Here is a 17,935-nt window from a genome sequence, read left to right on the forward strand (position 1 = left end):
GATAAGTAATGGCACGTTCCCTTAAAAAAGGACCTTACGTTCACTATAGCCTGGAGAAGAAAGTTCAGCAGAACGTCGAATCCGGCAAGAAAACCGTCATCAAGACCTGGTCCCGCGCCTCGATGATTACCCCGGATTTCGTGGGTCAGACCATCGCGGTTCACAACGGACGTCAGTTCGTACCGGTATACGTTACCGAAAACATGGTAGGGCACAAGCTCGGAGAATTTTCCCCGACCCGCTCTTTCCGCGGTCACGCCGGTGCTAAAAACAAAGGTAAAAAGTAAGCGCTATGGGTGTTCGGAAAAAACAAATGGCCGAGAGGATCAAAGAGGAGAAGCAGCAAGTGGCTTTTGCCAAGCTGAACAATTGTCCTACCTCTCCCCGGAAAATGCGACTGGTAGCCGACCTGGTTCGCGGACAGGAAGTGGAAAAGGCGCTGGCCATCCTGAGGTTCAATACCAAGGAAGCCTCCCGCCGTCTGGAAAAGCTCCTGCTTTCCGCCATTGCCAACTGGCAGGCGAAGAACGAGGATGCAGACATTGAGGATGCCGACCTGTTTGTGAAGGAGATCCGCGTAGACAGCGGACGCATGCTTAAAAGACTGCGCCCCGCCCCCCAGGGCCGCGCACACCGAATCAGAAAGCGTTCCAACCACGTAACCATGGTTTTGGGAGCCAGAAATAACGCAGAAAGCTAGATTAAAAGAGTATGGGACAGAAGACCAATCCGATAGGTAATCGACTGGGAATCATCCGCGGTTGGGAATCCAACTGGTACGGAGGCAACGATTACGGAGACAAGCTTGCCGAGGACGACAAAATCCGCAAGTACATCCACGCCCGTCTGGCCAAGGCCAGCGTTTCCCGTGTGATTATCGAAAGAACGCTGAAGCTCATCACGGTAACCATCACCACTGCCCGGCCCGGGATCATCATCGGGAAAGGCGGCCAGGAGGTAGACAAGCTCAAGGAAGAGCTCAAGAAGATCACCGACAAGGAGGTTCAGATCAACATCTTCGAGATCAAGCGCCCGGAGCTGGATGCCAACCTGGTTGCCGCCAGCATCGCCCGTCAGATCGAAAGCCGGATCTCCTATCGCCGTGCCATTAAGATGGCTATTGCCGCAGCCATGCGGATGAACGCCGAAGGGATCAAGGTGATGATTTCAGGTCGTCTCAACGGTGCCGAAATGGCCCGTTCTGAAACCTATAAGGATGGACGCATTCCGCTGTCTACCTTCCGTGCCGATATCGACTATGCCCTGCACGAGGCCCACACCACCTACGGCCGTCTGGGCGTAAAGGTTTGGATCATGAAGGGTGAGGTTTACGGCAAGCGCGAGCTCTCCCCCCTGGTGGGTATGTCGAAAGGCAGCAGTGCCAAGTCCGGCAAGCCCGAAGGAAAGAAAAGACGCAGAAAGTAACTTAAAGAAGGCAAGAGAAAATGTTACAGCCCAAAAGAACCAAGTTCCGGAAAGCGCAGAAAGGCCGTATGAAAGGTATTTCCCAGCGCGGTCACCAGCTTTCCAACGGAATGTTCGGTATCAAATCGCTGGATTCCAGCTTCATTACTTCCCGCCAGATTGAGGCGGCCCGTATTGCGGCAACGCGTTACATGAAGCGTCAGGGACAGCTCTGGATCAAGATATTCCCGGACAAGCCCATTACCAAGAAGCCTCTTGAGGTGCGTATGGGTAAGGGTAAAGGTGCCCCCGAGTACTGGGTGGCCGTGGTAAAGCCCGGTCGCGTGATGTTCGAGATCGCGGGTGTACCGCTGGACGTGGCCCAGGAGGCCCTCCGCCTTGCAGCCCAGAAGTTGCCGGTTAAAACGAAATTTATTGTAGCCCGGGATTTCGATCCCTCATAAACCGTCAGGACCATGAAACAATCAGAGATCAGGGAAATGTCCGTAACGGAGCTGAAAGAAAAGCTCGATGCCCTGAAGCAGCAGTACGGAGAGCTTAAGATGGCCCATGCCGTTACCCCGCTCGAGAACCCGCTTCAGCTCAGGAGCACCAGGAGGACTGTGGCCCGGCTGGCTACCGAATTAATTAAAAGGGAGGAAAACCAATAATTGGTGTTGCTTTATGGAAAACAGAAATTTAAGAAAAGAGCGTATTGGCGTTGTCACCAGCAACAAGATGGAGAAATCCATCGTGGTTTCTGAGGTGAAGCGGGTCAAGCACCCCATGTACGGTAAGTTCGTACTTCGCACCAAGAAATACGTTGCCCACGACGAAACCAACGATTGCAACATCGGGGACACCGTGCGTATCATGGAGACCCGCCCGCTTAGCAAGACCAAGTGTTGGAGATTGGTAGAAATCCTTGAAAGAGCCAAATAATTATGTTACAGCAAGAATCCAGACTCAAAGTAGCCGACAACACCGGGGCAAAGGAAGTTTTGACCATCCGCGTGTTGGGAGGAACCAAAAGGCGGTATGCCTCCCTCGGTGACAAAATCGTTGTGACGGTAAAGGAGGCAACTCCCAACGGTACCGTTAAAAAGGGTACGGTTTCCACCGCTGTAGTAGTTCGTACTACGAAGGAGGTTCGCCGTCCGGACGGATCCTACATCCGTTTTGACGACAATGCTTGTGTGCTGCTGAACCCCGCCGGGGAAATGCGCGGCACCCGCGTATTCGGCCCCGTGGCCCGGGAACTGCGCGAAAAACAGTTTATGAAAATCGTTTCCTTGGCTCCCGAGGTACTATAAAGAAGAAAGAGATGAAAATCAGGATCAAATCTGGAGATACGGTTCGGGTCATTGCCGGAGACCACAAAGGGGTCGAGGGCAAGGTGCTTGAGGTCATGCGCGACAAAAACAAGGCAATTGTGGAAGGCGTGAACATGGTATCCAAGCACGAGAAGCCCAGCACCCGCAACCCGCAGGGCGGTATAGTGGAGAAGGAAGCCCCTATCCACATTTCTAACCTTTCCCTCCTGGACCCCAAGTCCGGGGAGCCCACCCGAGTAGGGTATGAGGTTCGCGACGGGCAGAAAGTGCGGTTTTCCAAAAAATCCAATGAAGTAATTTAGTTATGTCCTACGTACCAAGATTAAAGACAGAGTACAAGGAGCGCATCGTAAAGGCGCTTAAGGAAGAGTACGGGTATGACAACGTCATGCAGGTGCCCAAGCTCCAGAAGATCGTTCTGAGCCGCGGGGTAGGTGCAGCCGTAGCCGATAAGAAGCTCATCGACCACGCCGTGGAAGAGCTGACCCAGATTACCGGTCAGAAGGCGGTTGCCACCATCTCCAAAAAGGACGTCTCTACCTTCAAACTCCGGAAAGGGATGCCCATTGGGGCCAAAGTTACCCTCCGCGGGGAGCGTATGTATGAATTCCTGGACCGCCTGGTGACTACCGCCTTGCCGCGTGTCCGTGATTTCCAGGGGATCCGCGCTACCGGTTTCGACGGACGCGGGAACTACAACCTCGGGATTACCGAGCAGATCATCTTCCCGGAGATCAATATCGACAAGATCAACCGCATCAACGGTATGGACATCACCTTCGTGACCTCCGCCCAGACCGACAAGGAAGCGAAATCACTGTTAACCGAATTGGGGTTACCCTTTAAAAAGAACTAGTATGGCTAAAGAATCGATGAAGGCCCGCGAGCGGAAAAGGGCTGAAATGGTAGCGAAGTACGCAGCAAAGCGGAAGGCGCTCAAGGAAGCCGGGGACTACGAAGCCCTGCAAAAGCTTCCGCGCAATGCTTCCCCGGTGCGCAAGCACAACCGCTGCAAGCTTACCGGCAGGCCCAAAGGGTATATGAGGACCTTCGGGATTTCCCGGGTAATGTTCCGTGAAATGGCCAACCAGGGGTTGATTCCCGGTGTTAAAAAAGCGAGTTGGTAACCGCCTAAATTACAGGAAAAGATGTTTACAGATCCTATAGCAGACTATTTGACCCGAATCCGCAATGCCTCCTCGGCAGGGCACCGGGTAGTAGAGGTCCCCGCTTCCAACGTGAAGAAGGAGATCACCAAGATCCTGTTCGACCAGGGGTACATCCTGAGCTACAAGTTCGAGGACAATACCAACCAGGGAACTATCAAGATCGCCCTTAAATACGATCCGGAAACCAAGGAGCCCGTTATCCGCAAAATTCAGCGGATCAGTAAGCCTGGTCTGCGGAAGTATACCGGAGTAGACGGTCTGCCCCGCGTGCTGAATGGCCTCGGGATAGCCATTGTATCTACCTCCCACGGAGTAATGACCAGCAAGCAGGCCCAACGCGAGAACGTGGGCGGCGAAGTGCTTTGCTACGTGTATTAATAGAATAAAAGAAGAGAAGCATGTCAAGAATTGGTAATAGTCCGATCGCAATTCCCGAAGGTGCCACAGTAGAAGTGGCCGAGGGAGTGGTAACGGTAAAGGGAAAACTCGGGGAACTCCGCCAGGAATTTGCCGATGTGGATATTGCGGTGGAAGACGGCGAAGTAACAGTGACACGCCCCTCGGATTCCAAAGATCACAAGGCCAAGCACGGACTGTACCGGGCGCTTATCGCCAACATGATCCACGGGGTTACCCAGGGATGGACCAAGGAACTGGAACTGGTAGGGGTAGGATACCGCGCCAGCAACCAGGGACAAAAGCTGGACCTGGCCCTTGGGTTCTCACACAACATCGTTCTGGACCTGGCACCGGAGGTAAAGGTGGAAACCACCTCCGACAAAGGGAAGAACCCGACCATCAAGCTCACCTCCCACGACAAGCAACTCGTGGGGCAGGTAGCTGCCAAGATACGCTCCTTCCGCAAGCCTGAGCCTTACAAAGGAAAAGGAATCAAGTTCAAGGGCGAGCAACTGAGAAGAAAAGCAGGTAAATCAGCATAATCGAAAGCATCATGGGACTAACGAAGTCTGAGAGAAGAAACAGAATCAGGAGGCGCATCCGCAAGGTGTCCTTCGGCACCGCGGAAAGGCCCCGCCTGTCCGTGTTCCGGAGCAACAAGGAGATTTACGCCCAGGTTATCGACGACACCAGCGGGAAAACCCTGGCGGCTGCATCCTCACGGGATAAGGGCCTCGATACCAAAGGAACGAAATCCGAAGTGGCTGCTGCCGTTGGGAAGCTCCTGGCCGAAAAGGCCCTCAAAGCAGGGGTTGAAACCGTTGCTTTCGACCGTGGAGGATACCTCTACCACGGCCGTGTTAAATCGCTGGCCGATGGTGCCAGGGAAGGCGGATTAAAATTTTAATTGAAGTTATGTACGGGAATTACAAGAATGTGGAATTCGTAAAGCCGGGAGGCCTTGAGCTCAAGGACCGCCTGGTAGGTGTTCAACGGGTAACCAAGGTAACCAAGGGTGGCCGCGCTTTCGGATTCTCCGCCATTGTTGTGGTAGGAGACGAGAACGGTGTTGTTGGCCATGGTCTCGGTAAGTCCAAGGAAGTGGCTACCGCCATTGCCAAGGCAGTGGAAGATGCCAAGAAAAACCTGGTTCGGATCCCCTTGAACAAGGGTACCCTCCCGCACGAACAAAAAGGAAAATACGGAGGCGCCCGGGTGTATTTGCAGCCCGCTTCCCACGGTACCGGGGTGATTGCCGGGGGTGCCGTACGTGCCGTACTGGAAGCCGTAGGCGTTCAGGACGTACTTTCCAAGTCCCAGGGTTCTTCCAACCCGCACAACGTGGTTAAGGCGACATTCGACGCCCTGCTTCGCCTTCGCGATGCCAATACCGTAGCCCGTCAGCGTGGAATTTCCCTCGAAAAAGTATTCAACGGATAAGGAGCAGACCAATGGCAAAGATCAAAGTCACGCAAGTAAAAAGCAGCATCAAACGCACCGAGAAGCAGAAACGCACCCTCGAGGCACTGGGACTGCACCGGATTGGCCAGGAAGTGGAGCACGACACCACACCGGCCATCATGGGAATGATCGATAAAGTAAAACACCTGGTTTCTACCTCAGAAGCCTAAAAAGAAGGAAGATGGATTTAGGGAATTTAAAACCTGCTAAAGGTTCGGTTCACAGGGCTGGTAAAACAGTTGGTCGCGGACAGGGGTCCGGTAAGGGTGGTACGGCCGCCCGCGGACACAAAGGCGCCAAGTCCCGTTCCGGTTATTCCAAGAAGATCGGTTTCGAAGGGGGGCAGATGCCATTGCAACGCCGCGTTCCGAAATTCGGCTTTACCAATATCAACCGCAAGGAGTACCGGGGGATTAACCTGGACACCCTGCAGGAACTGGCCGATAAAGGCAGCATCAAAAATGAAGTAAGCCTGGAAGACCTGGTAGCCCTGCGGCTGGCCCGCAAAAGCGACCTGGTGAAAATCCTGGGCCGGGGCGAGATCAAGGCGTCCCTGAAAATTTCGGCACATAAATTTACGGCCACGGCCAAAGCGGCTATCGAAGCTGCCGGTGGCGAAGCCATAAGTTTATAAGGTACCGGTTATGAAGAAGTTTATAGAGATCATAACAAATATCTGGAAGATTGAAGAGCTGAGGAGCCGGATTATAGTTACCCTCGGGCTGCTGCTGGTCTACCGCTTCGGGGCACAGGTTGTGCTACCGGGGGTGGATACCACCCAGCTGGCCGAGTTGGCGAACCAGACCGAGACCGGTATCCTCGGGATCCTCAACGCCTTTACCGGAGGGGCATTTGCCAACGCCTCCGTTTTTGCATTGGGGATTATGCCGTACATCTCCGCTTCCATCGTGGTGCAGCTCATGGGAATTGCCATTCCCTACCTGCAGAAACTCGATAAGGAGGGGGAAAGCGGCCGCAAGACCAAAACCCAGATTACGCGCTGGCTCACCATCCTGATCTGTATCGTGCAGGCCCCGGCCTACCTGTACAGCCTCGGGGCCCTTGGAGTGCCGGACAGCGCCTTTCTGCTGGGCAAAGGCCTGAACTTCATCGTACCTTCCGTGATTATCCTGGTAACCGGGTGTGTATTTGCCATGTGGCTGGGTGAGAAGATTACCGATAAGGGGATCGGAAACGGGATTTCCCTCCTGATTATGATCGGGATCATCGCCACCCTTCCCCAGGCGTTCATCCAGGAAGCAGCTTCCCGCCTTAACGGAAACGGAGGCCCCATGCTGATCCTGGTGGAACTGATCATCTGGTTTGTTGTGATCCTGGCCAGCGTACTGCTGGTTATGGCCACCCGCAAGATCCCCGTGCAATATGCGCGCCGGACAGCTTCGGGCGGTTACGAAAAGAACGTTATGGGCTCCCGTCAATACATCCCCCTGAAGCTCAATGCTTCCGGGGTGATGCCCATTATCTTCGCCCAGGCTATTATGTTTGCCCCGGGCCTGATAGGGAGCACCTTCAACGATACGGCCGCAGGCCAGTGGATGGAAGTGCAGTTCTCCGACATATTCGGTCTGGCCTACAACATCCTCTTCGCCGTGCTGATTATCATCTTTACGTATTTCTATACTGCCATTACGGTTCCGACCAATAAGATGGCAGACGACTTAAAGCGCAGCGGCGGTTTTATCCCGGGTATCCGCCCTGGTAAAGAGACCGCGGATTTCCTGGACAAGGTGATGTCCCTCATTACCCTGCCCGGCTCCGTATTCCTCGCCATCTTGGCCGTTTTCCCGGCCATTGTGGTAAAGCTTATGGATATCCAGGCCAACTGGGCCCTCTTCTATGGAGGCACTTCCCTGCTGATTATGGTAGGGGTGGCTATCGATACCGTACAGCAGGTGAATTCTTACCTCCTCAACCGCCATTACGACGGGCTGATGAAGGCGGGTAAAAACAGAAAAGTAGCATAATATGGCCAAGCAAGCGCCCATAGAACAGGACGGGTCCATCATCGAAGCCCTTTCCAATGCCATGTTTCGCGTGGAGTTGGAGAACGGCCATGTGGTCACCGCTCATATTTCCGGGAAGATGCGGATGCACTACATCAAGCTGCTCCCGGGCGACAAGGTAAAGCTGGAAATGAGCCCGTACGACCTCAGTAAGGCCAGAATAACGTACAGATACTAAGAAATCGGATACCATGAAAGTAAGAGCATCCATAAAGAAGCGCAGCGCGGAATGCAAAATCGTTCGCCGCAAAGGGCGCTTGTATGTCATCAACAAGAAGAATCCTAGGTTTAAACAAAGACAAGGGTAACCATTATGGCTAGAATTGCAGGGGTAGACATCCCAAAACAAAAGAGAGGCGTAATTGCCCTTACCTATATCTACGGGGTTGGTAAGAGCAGGGCTCAGGAGATCCTGGAGAAGGCCCAGGTAGAAGAGGACACCAAGGTTTCGGACTGGACCGACGACCAGATCGGCCGTATCCGGGATGCAGTGGCTTCTTATAAAATCGAAGGAGAGCTGCGTTCCGAGACCCAACTGAACATCAAGCGACTGATGGATATCGGATGCTACCGCGGGGTACGGCACCGTGCCGGCCTGCCGCTCAGGGGACAGCGGACCAAAAACAACTCCCGCACCCGTAAAGGAAAGCGTAAAACCGTAGCCAACAAGAAAAAGGCCACCAAATAACAGTAGGTAGTCTGGGGTAGGGCTTTTGGTCCATCCCCCGCTGCTCTGCTAATATCTTTCATACAGTTATGGCAAAAACAGGAAAAGGAAAAGTCGCCAAGACCACCAAGAAGCGCAAGGTGGCGGTTGAATCTACCGGGGAAGCGCACATCAGCGCCTCCTTCAACAATATCATCATCTCCCTGACCAACAAAAAGGGCGATGTGATTTCTTGGGCGTCTGCCGGAAAAATGGGTTTCCGCGGATCCAAGAAGAACACCCCCTACGCCGCCCAGGTAGCTGCCGAGGAGTGTGCGAAGACCGCACATGAGGCCGGCCTGCGCAAGGTGAAGGTTTACGTGAAGGGTCCGGGCAATGGCCGTGAGTCTGCCATCCGTACCATCCACAATGCCGGGATCGAGGTAACCGAGATCATCGATGTTACCCCGCTGCCGCACAACGGATGCCGCCCCCCCAAACGCAGAAGAGTTTAATCGACACAATTAATTTTTTCACAGAAGGTGTCGTTACGGTTATCGAAGGATATGCCTTAATTCATAACCGCACCTTCCAATCTTTAGAAAATGGCTAGATACACAGGACCAAAAACCAAAATCGCCCGTAAGTTCGGCGAACCGATTTTCGGGGACGACAAGTCTTTCGAAAAGAAAAACTACCCTCCCGGGATGCACGGAAACAACCGTCGCCGCGGGAAGAAATCCGAATACGCCATCCAGCTGCAGGAAAAGCAGAAAGCCAAGTATACCTATGGCATCCTGGAGCGTCAGTTCCGCAACCTTTTTGCCGCTGCCAACCGCAGCAAGGGCGTTACCGGTGAGGTATTGCTCCAGCTTTGCGAATCCCGGCTCGACAACGTTGTTTACCGGATGGGCGTTGCGCCTTCGCGCCGTGCCGCCCGCCAACTGGTGTCTCACCGCCACATTACCGTAAACGGAGAGGTGGTGAACATCCCTTCCTATTCCCTTAAAGCAGGCGATGTTGTAGGGGTTCGGGAAAAATCCAAGTCCCTCCAGGCCATTGAGGATTCCCTGGCAGCCCACTCTAACGTATACGAGTGGATCAGCTGGAATTCCGAGAAAAAGGAGGGTACTTTCGTAACTGTTCCGGAGCGCATCCAGATTCCTGAGAATATCAAGGAGCAGTTAATTGTGGAGCTTTACTCTAAATAAAAAACAACACAGACCCGAATTATGGCATTACTTAATTTTCAGAAGCCGGACAAAGTAATCATGATAGACTCCACCGACTTCGAGGGGAAATTCGAATTCCGCCCCCTCGAGCCTGGTTACGGTCTTACGGTTGGGAATGCCCTGCGCAGGGTGTTGCTCGCTTCTTTGGAAGGCTTTGCGATCACTTCGGTGCGCATCGATAAGGTAGAACACGAATTTTCGGTGATAGATGGTGTTGTTGAAGACGTAACCGAGATTATCCTGAACCTGAAGCAAGTCCGCTTCAAGCGCCAGATTGACGATGTAAACGAGGAAACCGTTTCCATTTCCGTCAGCGGGAAGGAGCAGCTTACCGCCGGCGACTTCCAGAAGTTTATCTCCGGATTCCAGGTGCTGAACCCCGAGTTGGTGATCTGCAACATGGATCCCAAGGTGAGCATCAACATGGAGATCATCATCGAGAAGGGACGCGGATATGTTCCCGCCGAGGAGAATAAGAAGGCAAATGCCCCCCTGGGGACCATTGCCGTGGACAGTATCTTTACCCCCATCCGCAATGTGAAATACAGCATTGAGAACTACCGGGTAGAGCAGAAGACCGACTATGAAAAGCTGGTTTTCGAGATTGCCACCGACGGTTCCATCCGCCCGAAGGATGCCCTTACCGAGGCAGCCAAGGTGCTGATCCACCACTTTATGCTGTTCTCCGATGAGCGCATTACCCTGGAGGCCGATGAAATTGCCCAGACCGAGACGTACGATGAGGAGTCCCTGCATATGCGCCAGCTGCTGAAGACCAAGCTGGTTGATATGGATCTTTCCGTCCGCGCCCTGAATTGCCTGAAGGCAGCAGAGGTGGATACGCTGGGGGACCTGGTGTCCTTCAACAAGAACGACCTGATGAAATTCAGGAACTTCGGGAAGAAGTCCCTCACCGAACTCGAGGAACTGGTAATCAACAAGGGCCTGAATTTCGGGATGGACCTTTCAAAGTATAAACTGGATAAGGATTAAGCTGGGGCGCCTACCGTTGCCAATTCCAGCGAAACGTTTGATAAGATGAGACACGGAAAGAAAATCAACAATCTCGGACGCAAGACAGCCCACCGCAAGGCGATGATGGCCAACATGGCTTGCTCCCTGATCGAACATAAGCGAATCAATACCACTGTGGCCAAGGCCAAGGCGCTCAAGAAGTTCATTGAGCCCCTCATTACCCGCTCCAAGGCGGAGAACAACCAGTCGGTGGAGAAGGGAACCCACAACCGCAGGATCGCCTTCAGCAGCCTGCGCGACAAGGCTGCGGTAACCGAACTCTTCGGGACCGTTTCCGAAAAGGTTGCCGACCGCCCGGGAGGGTACACCCGCATCATCAAGTTGGGGAACCGCCTCGGGGACAACGCCGAGATGGCCATGATTGAGCTGGTGGATTTCAACGAGATCTACAATGCCGGCAAACCGGCCAAAAAGACCACCCGCCGGAGCCGCCGCTCCAAAGGAAAAGGGGGTGAAGCTGCGGTAGCTGCCGCAGCCCCGGCCAAGGAAGCTGCTGCAAAAACAGAAACCAAAGCGGATGACTCAGAGGAGTAACCCAGAGGTTTTTAAAAGTTGTAAACAAGAAAAGGATAGCCTTGGAGTGGCTATCCTTTTTTTATGTTATTTTGTTTGAACCCAAAAAATACGGAAGCATTTATGAAGTACCAGGCAAAGCGTAAAGCACTGATTTTACTGGCGGACGGAACCATTTTTTACGGGAAGTCCGTGGGGGATCAACAGGGTACTGCCTTTGGCGAGGTTTGTTTTAACACCGGGATGACCGGCTATCAGGAAATTTTCACCGACCCCTCCTATTTCGGCCAACTCATGGTCACGACCAATGCCCATATCGGGAACTACGGGGCAAAGGAAGAGGAGGTGGAATCCGACGGGGTGAAGATTGCGGGGCTTATCTGCAAGAATTTCTCTTATGTGTACAGCCGTCCGGATGCGGACATGAGCCTGGAGGCTTTCCTGCAGAAGAGTAACCTCTTTGCCATTTCCGATGTCGATACGCGCGCCCTGGTGAGCTATATCCGCGACAACGGGGCCATGAATGCCGTTATTTCCACCCGCGTGGATGAAATCGATGCCCTGAAGAAGGAATTGGAGGAGGTACCAAGTATGGAAGGCCTGGAGCTGGCCTCCAAGGTCTCTACCCGGGAACCGTATTACGTGGGGGACGAGGGGGCCGAATTCCGGATAGCGGCCCTGGATATCGGAATCAAGAAAAACATCCTCAGGAACCTGGCCAAAAGGGGCGCCTACATCAAGGTTTTCCCGCACGATACGGATTTCAAGACCCTGAGCGCCTGGGAACCGGACGGGTATTTTATCTCCAACGGCCCGGGAGACCCCGAGCCCCTGGAATCTGCGGTAGCCGCAGCCCGGGAGATCATCGCGTCCGGTAAACCGCTTTTCGGCATTTGCCTGGGCCACCAGGTCATTGCCCGTGCCAATGGGGTGTCTACCTATAAGATGCACCACGGCCACCGGGGCATTAACCACCCGGTGAAAAACCTGCTGACCGGGAAAGGGGAAATCACCTCCCAGAACCACGGATTTGCCGTGAACCGGGAGGAGGCTGAAGCCCACCCGCAGCTGGAAATCACCCACCTGCACCTGAACGACAATACCGTGGCCGGGTTGCGGATGAAGGGCAAACCCGTGTTTTCCGTGCAGTACCACCCGGAGGCCAGCCCCGGGCCCCACGATGCCGAATACCTTTTTGACCAGTTCTTTGCGCAAATATGCGAGCAACAGGCAAAAGACACAGTAGTTTAAGATATTGTTACAAAGCACCCGCCTGCTGGCTGAAACGCGGCAATAGCGAGGCGCTTTCGTATATTTACCCACCGAAATCAACCGAATAAATCGTATTGTATGAGTATCATCATTGACGTGCATGCCAGGCAGATCCTGGATTCCAGAGGGAACCCCACCGTGGAGGTGGATGTACTTACCGAAAACGGCGTCCTGGGGCGCGCTGCCGTACCCTCGGGAGCCTCTACCGGGGAACACGAAGCCGTGGAGTTGCGCGACGGAGGAAAGGCCTATATGGGCAAAGGGGTGGCCCAGGCAGTGGCCAATGTAAATACCGAGATTGCCGAGAAGGTCCGCGGGATGCTGGTCTACGACCAGAATGCCATAGACCAGGCCATGATCGAACTGGACGGTACTCCGAACAAGGGACGCCTGGGCGCCAATGCCATCCTGGGGGTTTCCCTGGCCGTGGCCAAGGCTGCCGCGAATGAATTGGGCCAATCCCTGTTCCGCTATGTAGGCGGGGTCAGTGCTAACACCCTCCCGGTCCCGATGATGAACATTATTAATGGCGGCTCCCACTCGGATGCCCCCATCGCCTTCCAGGAATTCATGGTGATGCCGGTCAAAGCCGAGAGCTTTACCCATGCCATGCAAATGGGGACGGAAATTTTCCACAATCTCAAGAAGGTGCTCCACGACAGGGGCCTCAGTACCGCTGTGGGGGACGAAGGCGGGTTTGCGCCCACCCTGGACGGGACCGAGGATGCCCTGGACACGATTTCCAAGGCGGTCGAAAAGGCCGGCTACAAGATGGGCGACCAGGTGATGATTGCCCTGGACTGCGCGTCTGCGGAATTTTATGTGGACGGCAAGTACGACTATACCAAATTCGAAGGCGACAAGGGGGCGGTGCGCACCTCTGCCGAGCAGGCGGAATACCTGGCCGGGCTTTGCGAGAAGTATCCCATCATTTCCATCGAGGACGGCATGGACGAGAACGACTGGGAAGGCTGGAAACTGCTTACCGAGAAAATCGGCCACAAGGTACAGTTGGTGGGAGACGACCTCTTTGTGACCAATGTGGAGCGGCTCTCCCGGGGTATCGACCAGGGAATCGCCAATTCCATCCTGATCAAGGTAAACCAGATCGGGACCCTTTCCGAAACCATTGCGGCGGTTAACATGGCCAAAAATGCCGGGTACACCTCCGTCATGTCCCACCGGAGCGGGGAAACCGAGGACAACACCATTGCCGACCTGGCCGTGGCCCTCAACACCGGGCAGATCAAAACCGGTTCCGCTTCCAGGAGCGACCGGATGGCCAAATACAATCAGCTGCTCCGTATTGAGGAGGAGCTCGGCAGCGTGGCCCATTACCCTGGGCCGGGCGCATTCAAGGTCAAACCCTGACGGGAGAAATAACAAAGGCCTTGCAGATGCAGGGCCTTTTTTTTAACATGCCGGGCAACCGGACTGCATAGCATAAGACCATGAACCGATTCCTGTTTGTTTCTGCAGAGAATGACGCCATTGCCGGGTGTAAGGCCGGGGGCATGGGGGACGTGGTGCGGGATGTCCCCAGGCAGATAGCCGAAAGGGGAGATGCCGTGGCCGTCGTGGTGCCCTCTTACGGGCGTCTGCACCCGAAGGGCACCTACCAGGGCAGCCTTGTGGTGGGCCTCCGGAACCAGGAGTACGAGCTGGAACTCTACCAGGTGCCTCCCAAAAAGGAGCTGAAGGGGATTACCCACTATGTCCTGCACCATCCGGAAATTGAGGCGGGGGATATCGCCCACATCTACCACAACGACCCGGAGGAGCCTTTCTACACGGACTTTATCAAGTTTACCATCTTCTGCACCGGGGTAGCCCAGGCCGTGGTTCAGGGGGCTTTTGGCAAGCTGCAGGTAATCCACCTCCACGACTGGCACACCAGCCTGCTCTTGTTGCTGCGGCAGTACCATCCGGCCTTTGCGGCCCTGCAATCGATTCGGATGGTCTACAGCATCCACAACCTGGCTATACAAGGGATCCGCCCGCTGGCGGAGAACTACGCGTCCCTGGAGAACTGGTTTCCTACCCTCAACTACCCGGCGGAAGCCGTTCGGGATTACCGCTATACGGATTGCATCAACCTGATGGCTGTCGGAATCCGTTTGGCCGATGCCGTACACACGGTCTCCCCTTCGTATATGGCCGATATCATGAAGCCCAGCAACCCGCCCGAGTTTATCGGAGGGGAGGGCCTGGAAGCCGATCTGCAGGCTGCTCACCGGGAAGGCAGGCTCTTCGGGATACTCAATGGCTGCAACTACGGCAATATCCGGGAGGCACAGGCAGGCAAGCTCTACGCCAATACCATCCGGGCGATCTTCAGGTGGCTGCAGGAGGAATCCAAAAAATATAAGGCCGATTTTCTGGCCCATACCGGGGAGAAGGTTATCGGGCTCATGGAGGCGCCTCCGGCCTTTGTGTGTTCGAGTGTGGCGCGCCTCACCGAGCAGAAATTCTATTTCTTCAAAAACAGCCCGGAAGTCTTTCGGGGGCTTTTGGCCCGCCTGGAAGAGGTAAACGGCATCTTTATGCTCCTGGGGACAGGTGCTCCGGAATACGAGCAACTCTTCCGGCAGATGAGTTTCGACCACCCCAATTTTATTTTTACCAACGGGCAGTCCGAGGACCTGATCGATTCTATCTACCTGGAAACGGACCTTTATCTGATGCCCAGCCTGTTTGAGCCTTGCGGGATCAGCCAGATGCTCTCCATGCGCAATGGCAACCCGGTGCTGGCCCATGCTACAGGCGGCCTGAAGGACACCATCCGGCACATGGAAACGGGCTTCCTCTTCGGGGGGGATACTTACCCGGCCAAACTGAAGGATTTCCAGGTGGTTTTTGACCATGCCCTGGACGTGTTTTTCAACCAGCCCGACCAGTGGGCGGCCATTCGGGAAAACGCCAGGGGCATGCGTTTTACCTGGGCAGAATCCGTAGATGGCTACTACCGAGACCTCTACGCCCTCCAACCCGAAGGATAAGGGGCTTCGAAGGCTATTTTGGCGGTCCAGAAATGCAGGTTTCGAATTGTTAAGACCCGTTGTTTTTCGTATTTTTACAGGACACCGAATGCTAACAAATAAGTACCGAATTCATGTCTGATACTGCGCAGTTAACCTATAAGGGGAAAACCATGGAATTCCCCGTTGTGGAAGGGACCGAAAATGAACTGGCCATCGATATCAAAGCCCTGCGGGCCTCCAGCGGGATGATAACCCTGGACCCCGGATACAAGAACACGGGGTCGTGCGAAAGCGCCATCACGTTTCTCAATGGGGAGAAGGGAATCCTCAGGTACCGGGGCTATTCCATTGAGGAACTCGCAGAGCATGCAGACTTCCTGGAAGTGGCCTACCTCCTGATTTTCGGGGAACTGCCTACCAAGGAGCAGCTGGCAAAATTCGACCACGATATCAAGGCCGAATCCCATGTGGATGAGGAAATGAAGAAGATCCTGGATGGCTTCCCGAAATCGGCCCACCCCATGGGGGTCATTGCCTCCCTTACCAGCGCCCTGATCGCCTTTAACCCCTCCTCGGTGAATGTGTCCTCCGAAAAGGATATGTACCACGCCATTGTACGCCTGCTGGCTAAATTCCCGGTACTGGTATCCTGGACCCACCGCAAGCGGATGGGCCTCCCCCTGGATTACGGGGACGACAGCCTGGGCTATGTGGAGAACATCCACAAGATGATGTTTAAGCGGCCCAACAAGGAATACCAGAAAAACCCGCTGGTCATAGAGGCCCTGGACAAGCTCCTGATCCTCCACGCCGACCATGAGCAGAACTGCTCCACCTCCACGGTGCGGATTGTGGGCTCTTCCCACGCAGGGCTCTTTGCATCCATCTCGGCAGGGATATCGGCCCTATGGGGCCCGCTGCACGGCGGGGCCAACCAGGCTGTGCTGGAAATGCTCCAGGCTATCGCAGACGACGATGGGGACACCAAGAAATATATGGCCAAGGCCAAGGACAAGGAAGATCCTTTCCGCCTGATGGGCTTCGGCCACCGGGTCTACAAGAATTTCGACCCCCGGGCCAAGATCATCAAGCGCTCCGCAGATAATGTCCTGGGCAGCCTGCACATGGAGGACCCATTGCTGGAGATTGCCAAAGGCCTGGAAAAAGAAGCCCTGGAAGACCCCTATTTCGTAAAGCGGAAGCTCTACCCGAATGTGGACTTTTATTCCGGTATTATCTACCGCGCCCTGGGCATCCCGGTAGAGATGTTTACCGTGATGTTCGCCCTGGGAAGGCTGCCCGGCTGGATTGCTCAGTGGCGCGAAATGCGCCTCCGCGGGGAGCCCATAGGAAGGCCCCGTCAGGTCTATATCGGGGAGACCCTGAGGCCTTTCAAAAAGCTGGAAGACCGGTAGGGCACAACCCTTTTGCATACACAGGGGACTCCCCCAGGGGAGCCCCCTTCTTTATACCCTGTACGGAACTATGGTAGACTTGCATATCACCGACGAGACCTCACGGCTGAAGGCTGTGGTTTTGGGAACCGCCGAAAGCAGCGGCCCGGTTCCCCTGCCCGAGGAGGCATATGACCCCAAATCCCTGGAGCATATCCTGGCGGGTACGTATCCGGCCGAGGCGGATATGGTCCGGCAGATGGATGGCTTCGCCTCTGTTTTGCGCAAGCATGGCGTCACCGTGTTCCGTCCCGAAGTCATCCGGGACTGCAACCAGATTTTCTCCAGGGACATTGCCTTTGTTATAGACGACAAGCTGGTGGAGGCCAATATCCTCCCGGAACGGGAGCGGGAGTTCCAGGCGATTGTGCATGTACTGGAACACCTGGATGAGGACCAGATCCTTGTCCCCCCGGAGGAAGTGCATGTGGAAGGGGGAGATGTCATGCCCTGGAAGGACTATCTTTTTGTGGGGACCTATACCGCCCCGGATTATGCCGACTTTATCACGGCGCGGACCAACCGGGCGGCCGTGGAATACCTGCAGGCGCATTTTCCCAACCGCAAAGTAAAGGCGTTTGAGTTGCGCAAGTCCAACACCGACCCCCGGCGCAATGCCCTCCACCTGGATTGTTGTTTCCAGCCGGTGGGGACGGGCCTTGCCATCCTGCATAGGGATAGCTTCCTGAACCCGGCCGATTTCCAGTGGCTGCTGGACCATTTTGGCCCCGAGAACGTCTTTGAGATAGACGATGAGGAGATGTACCGCATGTTTCCCAATGTCTTCTCCATCTCACCCGAGGTGGTGGTATCCGAACGCGGGTTTACCCGCCTGAACCACTGGCTGCGCAGCCGCGGCCTTACCGTGGAGGAGATCCCTTACGCAGAAGTGGGGAAACAGGGAGGCCTGCTGCGCTGCAGTACGCTGCCGCTTTGCCGGGAGAAATAAGAAGCCTATGGCCTTTGGGACAAGGCTGCCCTGTTTGAAACCGGGAAGTGGCGCCTTGGGGT

Annotated in this window: 29 protein-coding genes; all 29 read left to right on the forward strand. The window is 54.8% G+C overall.

Annotated elements, in window-relative coordinates; all coding sequences use genetic code 11:
- The first annotated feature begins 8 nt into the window (after positions 1 to 8).
- Complete coding sequence (gene rpsS / locus CA832_RS10305; protein WP_008613595.1) at positions 9 to 287, forward strand: 30S ribosomal protein S19; 279 nt, start codon at positions 9 to 11, stop codon at positions 285 to 287.
- A gap of 5 nt (positions 288 to 292) precedes the next feature.
- The gene (gene rplV, locus CA832_RS10310) at positions 293 to 700 is read left to right on the forward strand and encodes a 50S ribosomal protein L22 (protein ID WP_088341540.1); all 408 of its coding nucleotides are present in this window, start codon (positions 293 to 295) and stop codon (positions 698 to 700) included.
- Positions 701 to 711: 11 nt separating this feature from the next.
- Entirely contained in the window at positions 712 to 1,425 is a 714-nt protein-coding gene (gene rpsC, locus CA832_RS10315; protein WP_088341541.1) for a 30S ribosomal protein S3, read from the forward strand.
- Positions 1,426 to 1,445: 20 nt separating this feature from the next.
- The gene (gene rplP / locus CA832_RS10320) at positions 1,446 to 1,868 is read left to right on the forward strand and encodes a 50S ribosomal protein L16 (RefSeq protein ID WP_088341542.1); all 423 of its coding nucleotides are present in this window, start codon (positions 1,446 to 1,448) and stop codon (positions 1,866 to 1,868) included.
- A gap of 12 nt (positions 1,869 to 1,880) precedes the next feature.
- On the forward strand, positions 1,881 to 2,075 hold the full coding sequence (rpmC, locus tag CA832_RS10325) for a 50S ribosomal protein L29 (RefSeq protein ID WP_088341543.1): 195 nt from the start codon (positions 1,881 to 1,883) through the stop codon (positions 2,073 to 2,075).
- Positions 2,076 to 2,088: 13 nt separating this feature from the next.
- Positions 2,089 to 2,346 (forward strand): 30S ribosomal protein S17, encoded by a 258-nt coding sequence (rpsQ, locus tag CA832_RS10330; RefSeq protein WP_088341544.1) that lies wholly within the window; start codon positions 2,089 to 2,091, stop codon positions 2,344 to 2,346.
- A gap of 2 nt (positions 2,347 to 2,348) precedes the next feature.
- Positions 2,349 to 2,717, forward strand: a complete 369-nt coding sequence (gene rplN, locus CA832_RS10335; protein WP_088341545.1) for a 50S ribosomal protein L14 — start codon at positions 2,349 to 2,351, stop codon at positions 2,715 to 2,717.
- An 11-nt stretch (positions 2,718 to 2,728) separates the two neighbouring features.
- Positions 2,729 to 3,040, forward strand: a complete 312-nt coding sequence (gene rplX / locus CA832_RS10340; RefSeq protein WP_088341546.1) for a 50S ribosomal protein L24 — start codon at positions 2,729 to 2,731, stop codon at positions 3,038 to 3,040.
- A 2-nt stretch (positions 3,041 to 3,042) separates the two neighbouring features.
- A complete protein-coding gene (rplE, locus tag CA832_RS10345; protein WP_088341547.1) occupies positions 3,043 to 3,594 on the forward strand; it encodes a 50S ribosomal protein L5 in 552 nt (183 codons plus the stop codon).
- Position 3,595: 1 nt separating this feature from the next.
- Entirely contained in the window at positions 3,596 to 3,865 is a 270-nt protein-coding gene (gene rpsN, locus CA832_RS10350; protein WP_088341548.1) for a 30S ribosomal protein S14, read from the forward strand.
- 21 nt (positions 3,866 to 3,886) lie between these two features.
- Positions 3,887 to 4,285, forward strand: a complete 399-nt coding sequence (rpsH, locus tag CA832_RS10355) for a 30S ribosomal protein S8 (protein WP_088341549.1) — start codon at positions 3,887 to 3,889, stop codon at positions 4,283 to 4,285.
- 20 nt (positions 4,286 to 4,305) lie between these two features.
- The gene (rplF, locus tag CA832_RS10360) at positions 4,306 to 4,848 is read left to right on the forward strand and encodes a 50S ribosomal protein L6 (protein ID WP_088341550.1); all 543 of its coding nucleotides are present in this window, start codon (positions 4,306 to 4,308) and stop codon (positions 4,846 to 4,848) included.
- 11 nt (positions 4,849 to 4,859) lie between these two features.
- A complete protein-coding gene (gene rplR, locus CA832_RS10365) occupies positions 4,860 to 5,213 on the forward strand; it encodes a 50S ribosomal protein L18 (RefSeq protein ID WP_088341551.1) in 354 nt (117 codons plus the stop codon).
- Between the two features lie 8 nt (positions 5,214 to 5,221).
- Positions 5,222 to 5,746 (forward strand): 30S ribosomal protein S5, encoded by a 525-nt coding sequence (gene rpsE, locus CA832_RS10370; protein WP_088341552.1) that lies wholly within the window; start codon positions 5,222 to 5,224, stop codon positions 5,744 to 5,746.
- Positions 5,747 to 5,757: 11 nt separating this feature from the next.
- Complete coding sequence (gene rpmD / locus CA832_RS10375) at positions 5,758 to 5,937, forward strand: 50S ribosomal protein L30 (protein ID WP_088341553.1); 180 nt, start codon at positions 5,758 to 5,760, stop codon at positions 5,935 to 5,937.
- A gap of 11 nt (positions 5,938 to 5,948) precedes the next feature.
- Positions 5,949 to 6,401 carry a 50S ribosomal protein L15 gene (rplO, locus tag CA832_RS10380; RefSeq protein WP_088341554.1) on the forward strand — a complete coding sequence of 151 codons (453 nt, stop codon included), beginning with the start codon at positions 5,949 to 5,951 and terminating at the stop codon, positions 6,399 to 6,401.
- Positions 6,402 to 6,411: 10 nt separating this feature from the next.
- Positions 6,412 to 7,752 (forward strand): preprotein translocase subunit SecY, encoded by a 1,341-nt coding sequence (gene secY / locus CA832_RS10385; RefSeq protein ID WP_088341555.1) that lies wholly within the window; start codon positions 6,412 to 6,414, stop codon positions 7,750 to 7,752.
- A gap of 1 nt (position 7,753) precedes the next feature.
- A complete protein-coding gene (gene infA, locus CA832_RS10390; RefSeq protein WP_088341556.1) occupies positions 7,754 to 7,969 on the forward strand; it encodes a translation initiation factor IF-1 in 216 nt (71 codons plus the stop codon).
- Positions 7,970 to 7,982: 13 nt separating this feature from the next.
- A complete protein-coding gene (gene ykgO, locus CA832_RS10395; protein ID WP_013621733.1) occupies positions 7,983 to 8,099 on the forward strand; it encodes a type B 50S ribosomal protein L36 in 117 nt (38 codons plus the stop codon).
- A 5-nt stretch (positions 8,100 to 8,104) separates the two neighbouring features.
- A complete protein-coding gene (rpsM, locus tag CA832_RS10400) occupies positions 8,105 to 8,479 on the forward strand; it encodes a 30S ribosomal protein S13 (protein WP_088341557.1) in 375 nt (124 codons plus the stop codon).
- Between the two features lie 68 nt (positions 8,480 to 8,547).
- Positions 8,548 to 8,952 carry a 30S ribosomal protein S11 gene (gene rpsK, locus CA832_RS10405; RefSeq protein ID WP_088341558.1) on the forward strand — a complete coding sequence of 135 codons (405 nt, stop codon included), beginning with the start codon at positions 8,548 to 8,550 and terminating at the stop codon, positions 8,950 to 8,952.
- Between the two features lie 90 nt (positions 8,953 to 9,042).
- On the forward strand, positions 9,043 to 9,648 hold the full coding sequence (gene rpsD / locus CA832_RS10410) for a 30S ribosomal protein S4 (RefSeq protein WP_088341559.1): 606 nt from the start codon (positions 9,043 to 9,045) through the stop codon (positions 9,646 to 9,648).
- A gap of 21 nt (positions 9,649 to 9,669) precedes the next feature.
- Positions 9,670 to 10,662 (forward strand): DNA-directed RNA polymerase subunit alpha, encoded by a 993-nt coding sequence (locus CA832_RS10415; protein ID WP_088341560.1) that lies wholly within the window; start codon positions 9,670 to 9,672, stop codon positions 10,660 to 10,662.
- 45 nt (positions 10,663 to 10,707) lie between these two features.
- Complete coding sequence (gene rplQ / locus CA832_RS10420; protein ID WP_088341561.1) at positions 10,708 to 11,238, forward strand: 50S ribosomal protein L17; 531 nt, start codon at positions 10,708 to 10,710, stop codon at positions 11,236 to 11,238.
- A gap of 102 nt (positions 11,239 to 11,340) precedes the next feature.
- Complete coding sequence (carA, locus tag CA832_RS10425; RefSeq protein WP_088341562.1) at positions 11,341 to 12,468, forward strand: glutamine-hydrolyzing carbamoyl-phosphate synthase small subunit; 1,128 nt, start codon at positions 11,341 to 11,343, stop codon at positions 12,466 to 12,468.
- A 99-nt stretch (positions 12,469 to 12,567) separates the two neighbouring features.
- Positions 12,568 to 13,860: a phosphopyruvate hydratase gene (eno, locus tag CA832_RS10430; protein WP_088341563.1), complete on the forward strand. Its 1,293-nt coding sequence runs from the start codon at positions 12,568 to 12,570 to the stop codon at positions 13,858 to 13,860.
- Positions 13,861 to 13,940: 80 nt separating this feature from the next.
- On the forward strand, positions 13,941 to 15,488 hold the full coding sequence (locus CA832_RS10435) for a glycogen synthase (protein ID WP_088341564.1): 1,548 nt from the start codon (positions 13,941 to 13,943) through the stop codon (positions 15,486 to 15,488).
- A 113-nt stretch (positions 15,489 to 15,601) separates the two neighbouring features.
- A complete protein-coding gene (locus CA832_RS10440; RefSeq protein WP_088341565.1) occupies positions 15,602 to 16,885 on the forward strand; it encodes a citrate synthase in 1,284 nt (427 codons plus the stop codon).
- 70 nt (positions 16,886 to 16,955) lie between these two features.
- Complete coding sequence (locus tag CA832_RS10445; protein WP_088341566.1) at positions 16,956 to 17,873, forward strand: dimethylarginine dimethylaminohydrolase family protein; 918 nt, start codon at positions 16,956 to 16,958, stop codon at positions 17,871 to 17,873.
- The last annotated feature ends 62 nt before the right edge of the window (positions 17,874 to 17,935 follow it).

This window comes from Robiginitalea sediminis (assembly GCF_002198115.1).
GTDB classification, from domain to species: Bacteria; Bacteroidota; Bacteroidia; order Flavobacteriales; family Flavobacteriaceae; genus Robiginitalea; species Robiginitalea sediminis.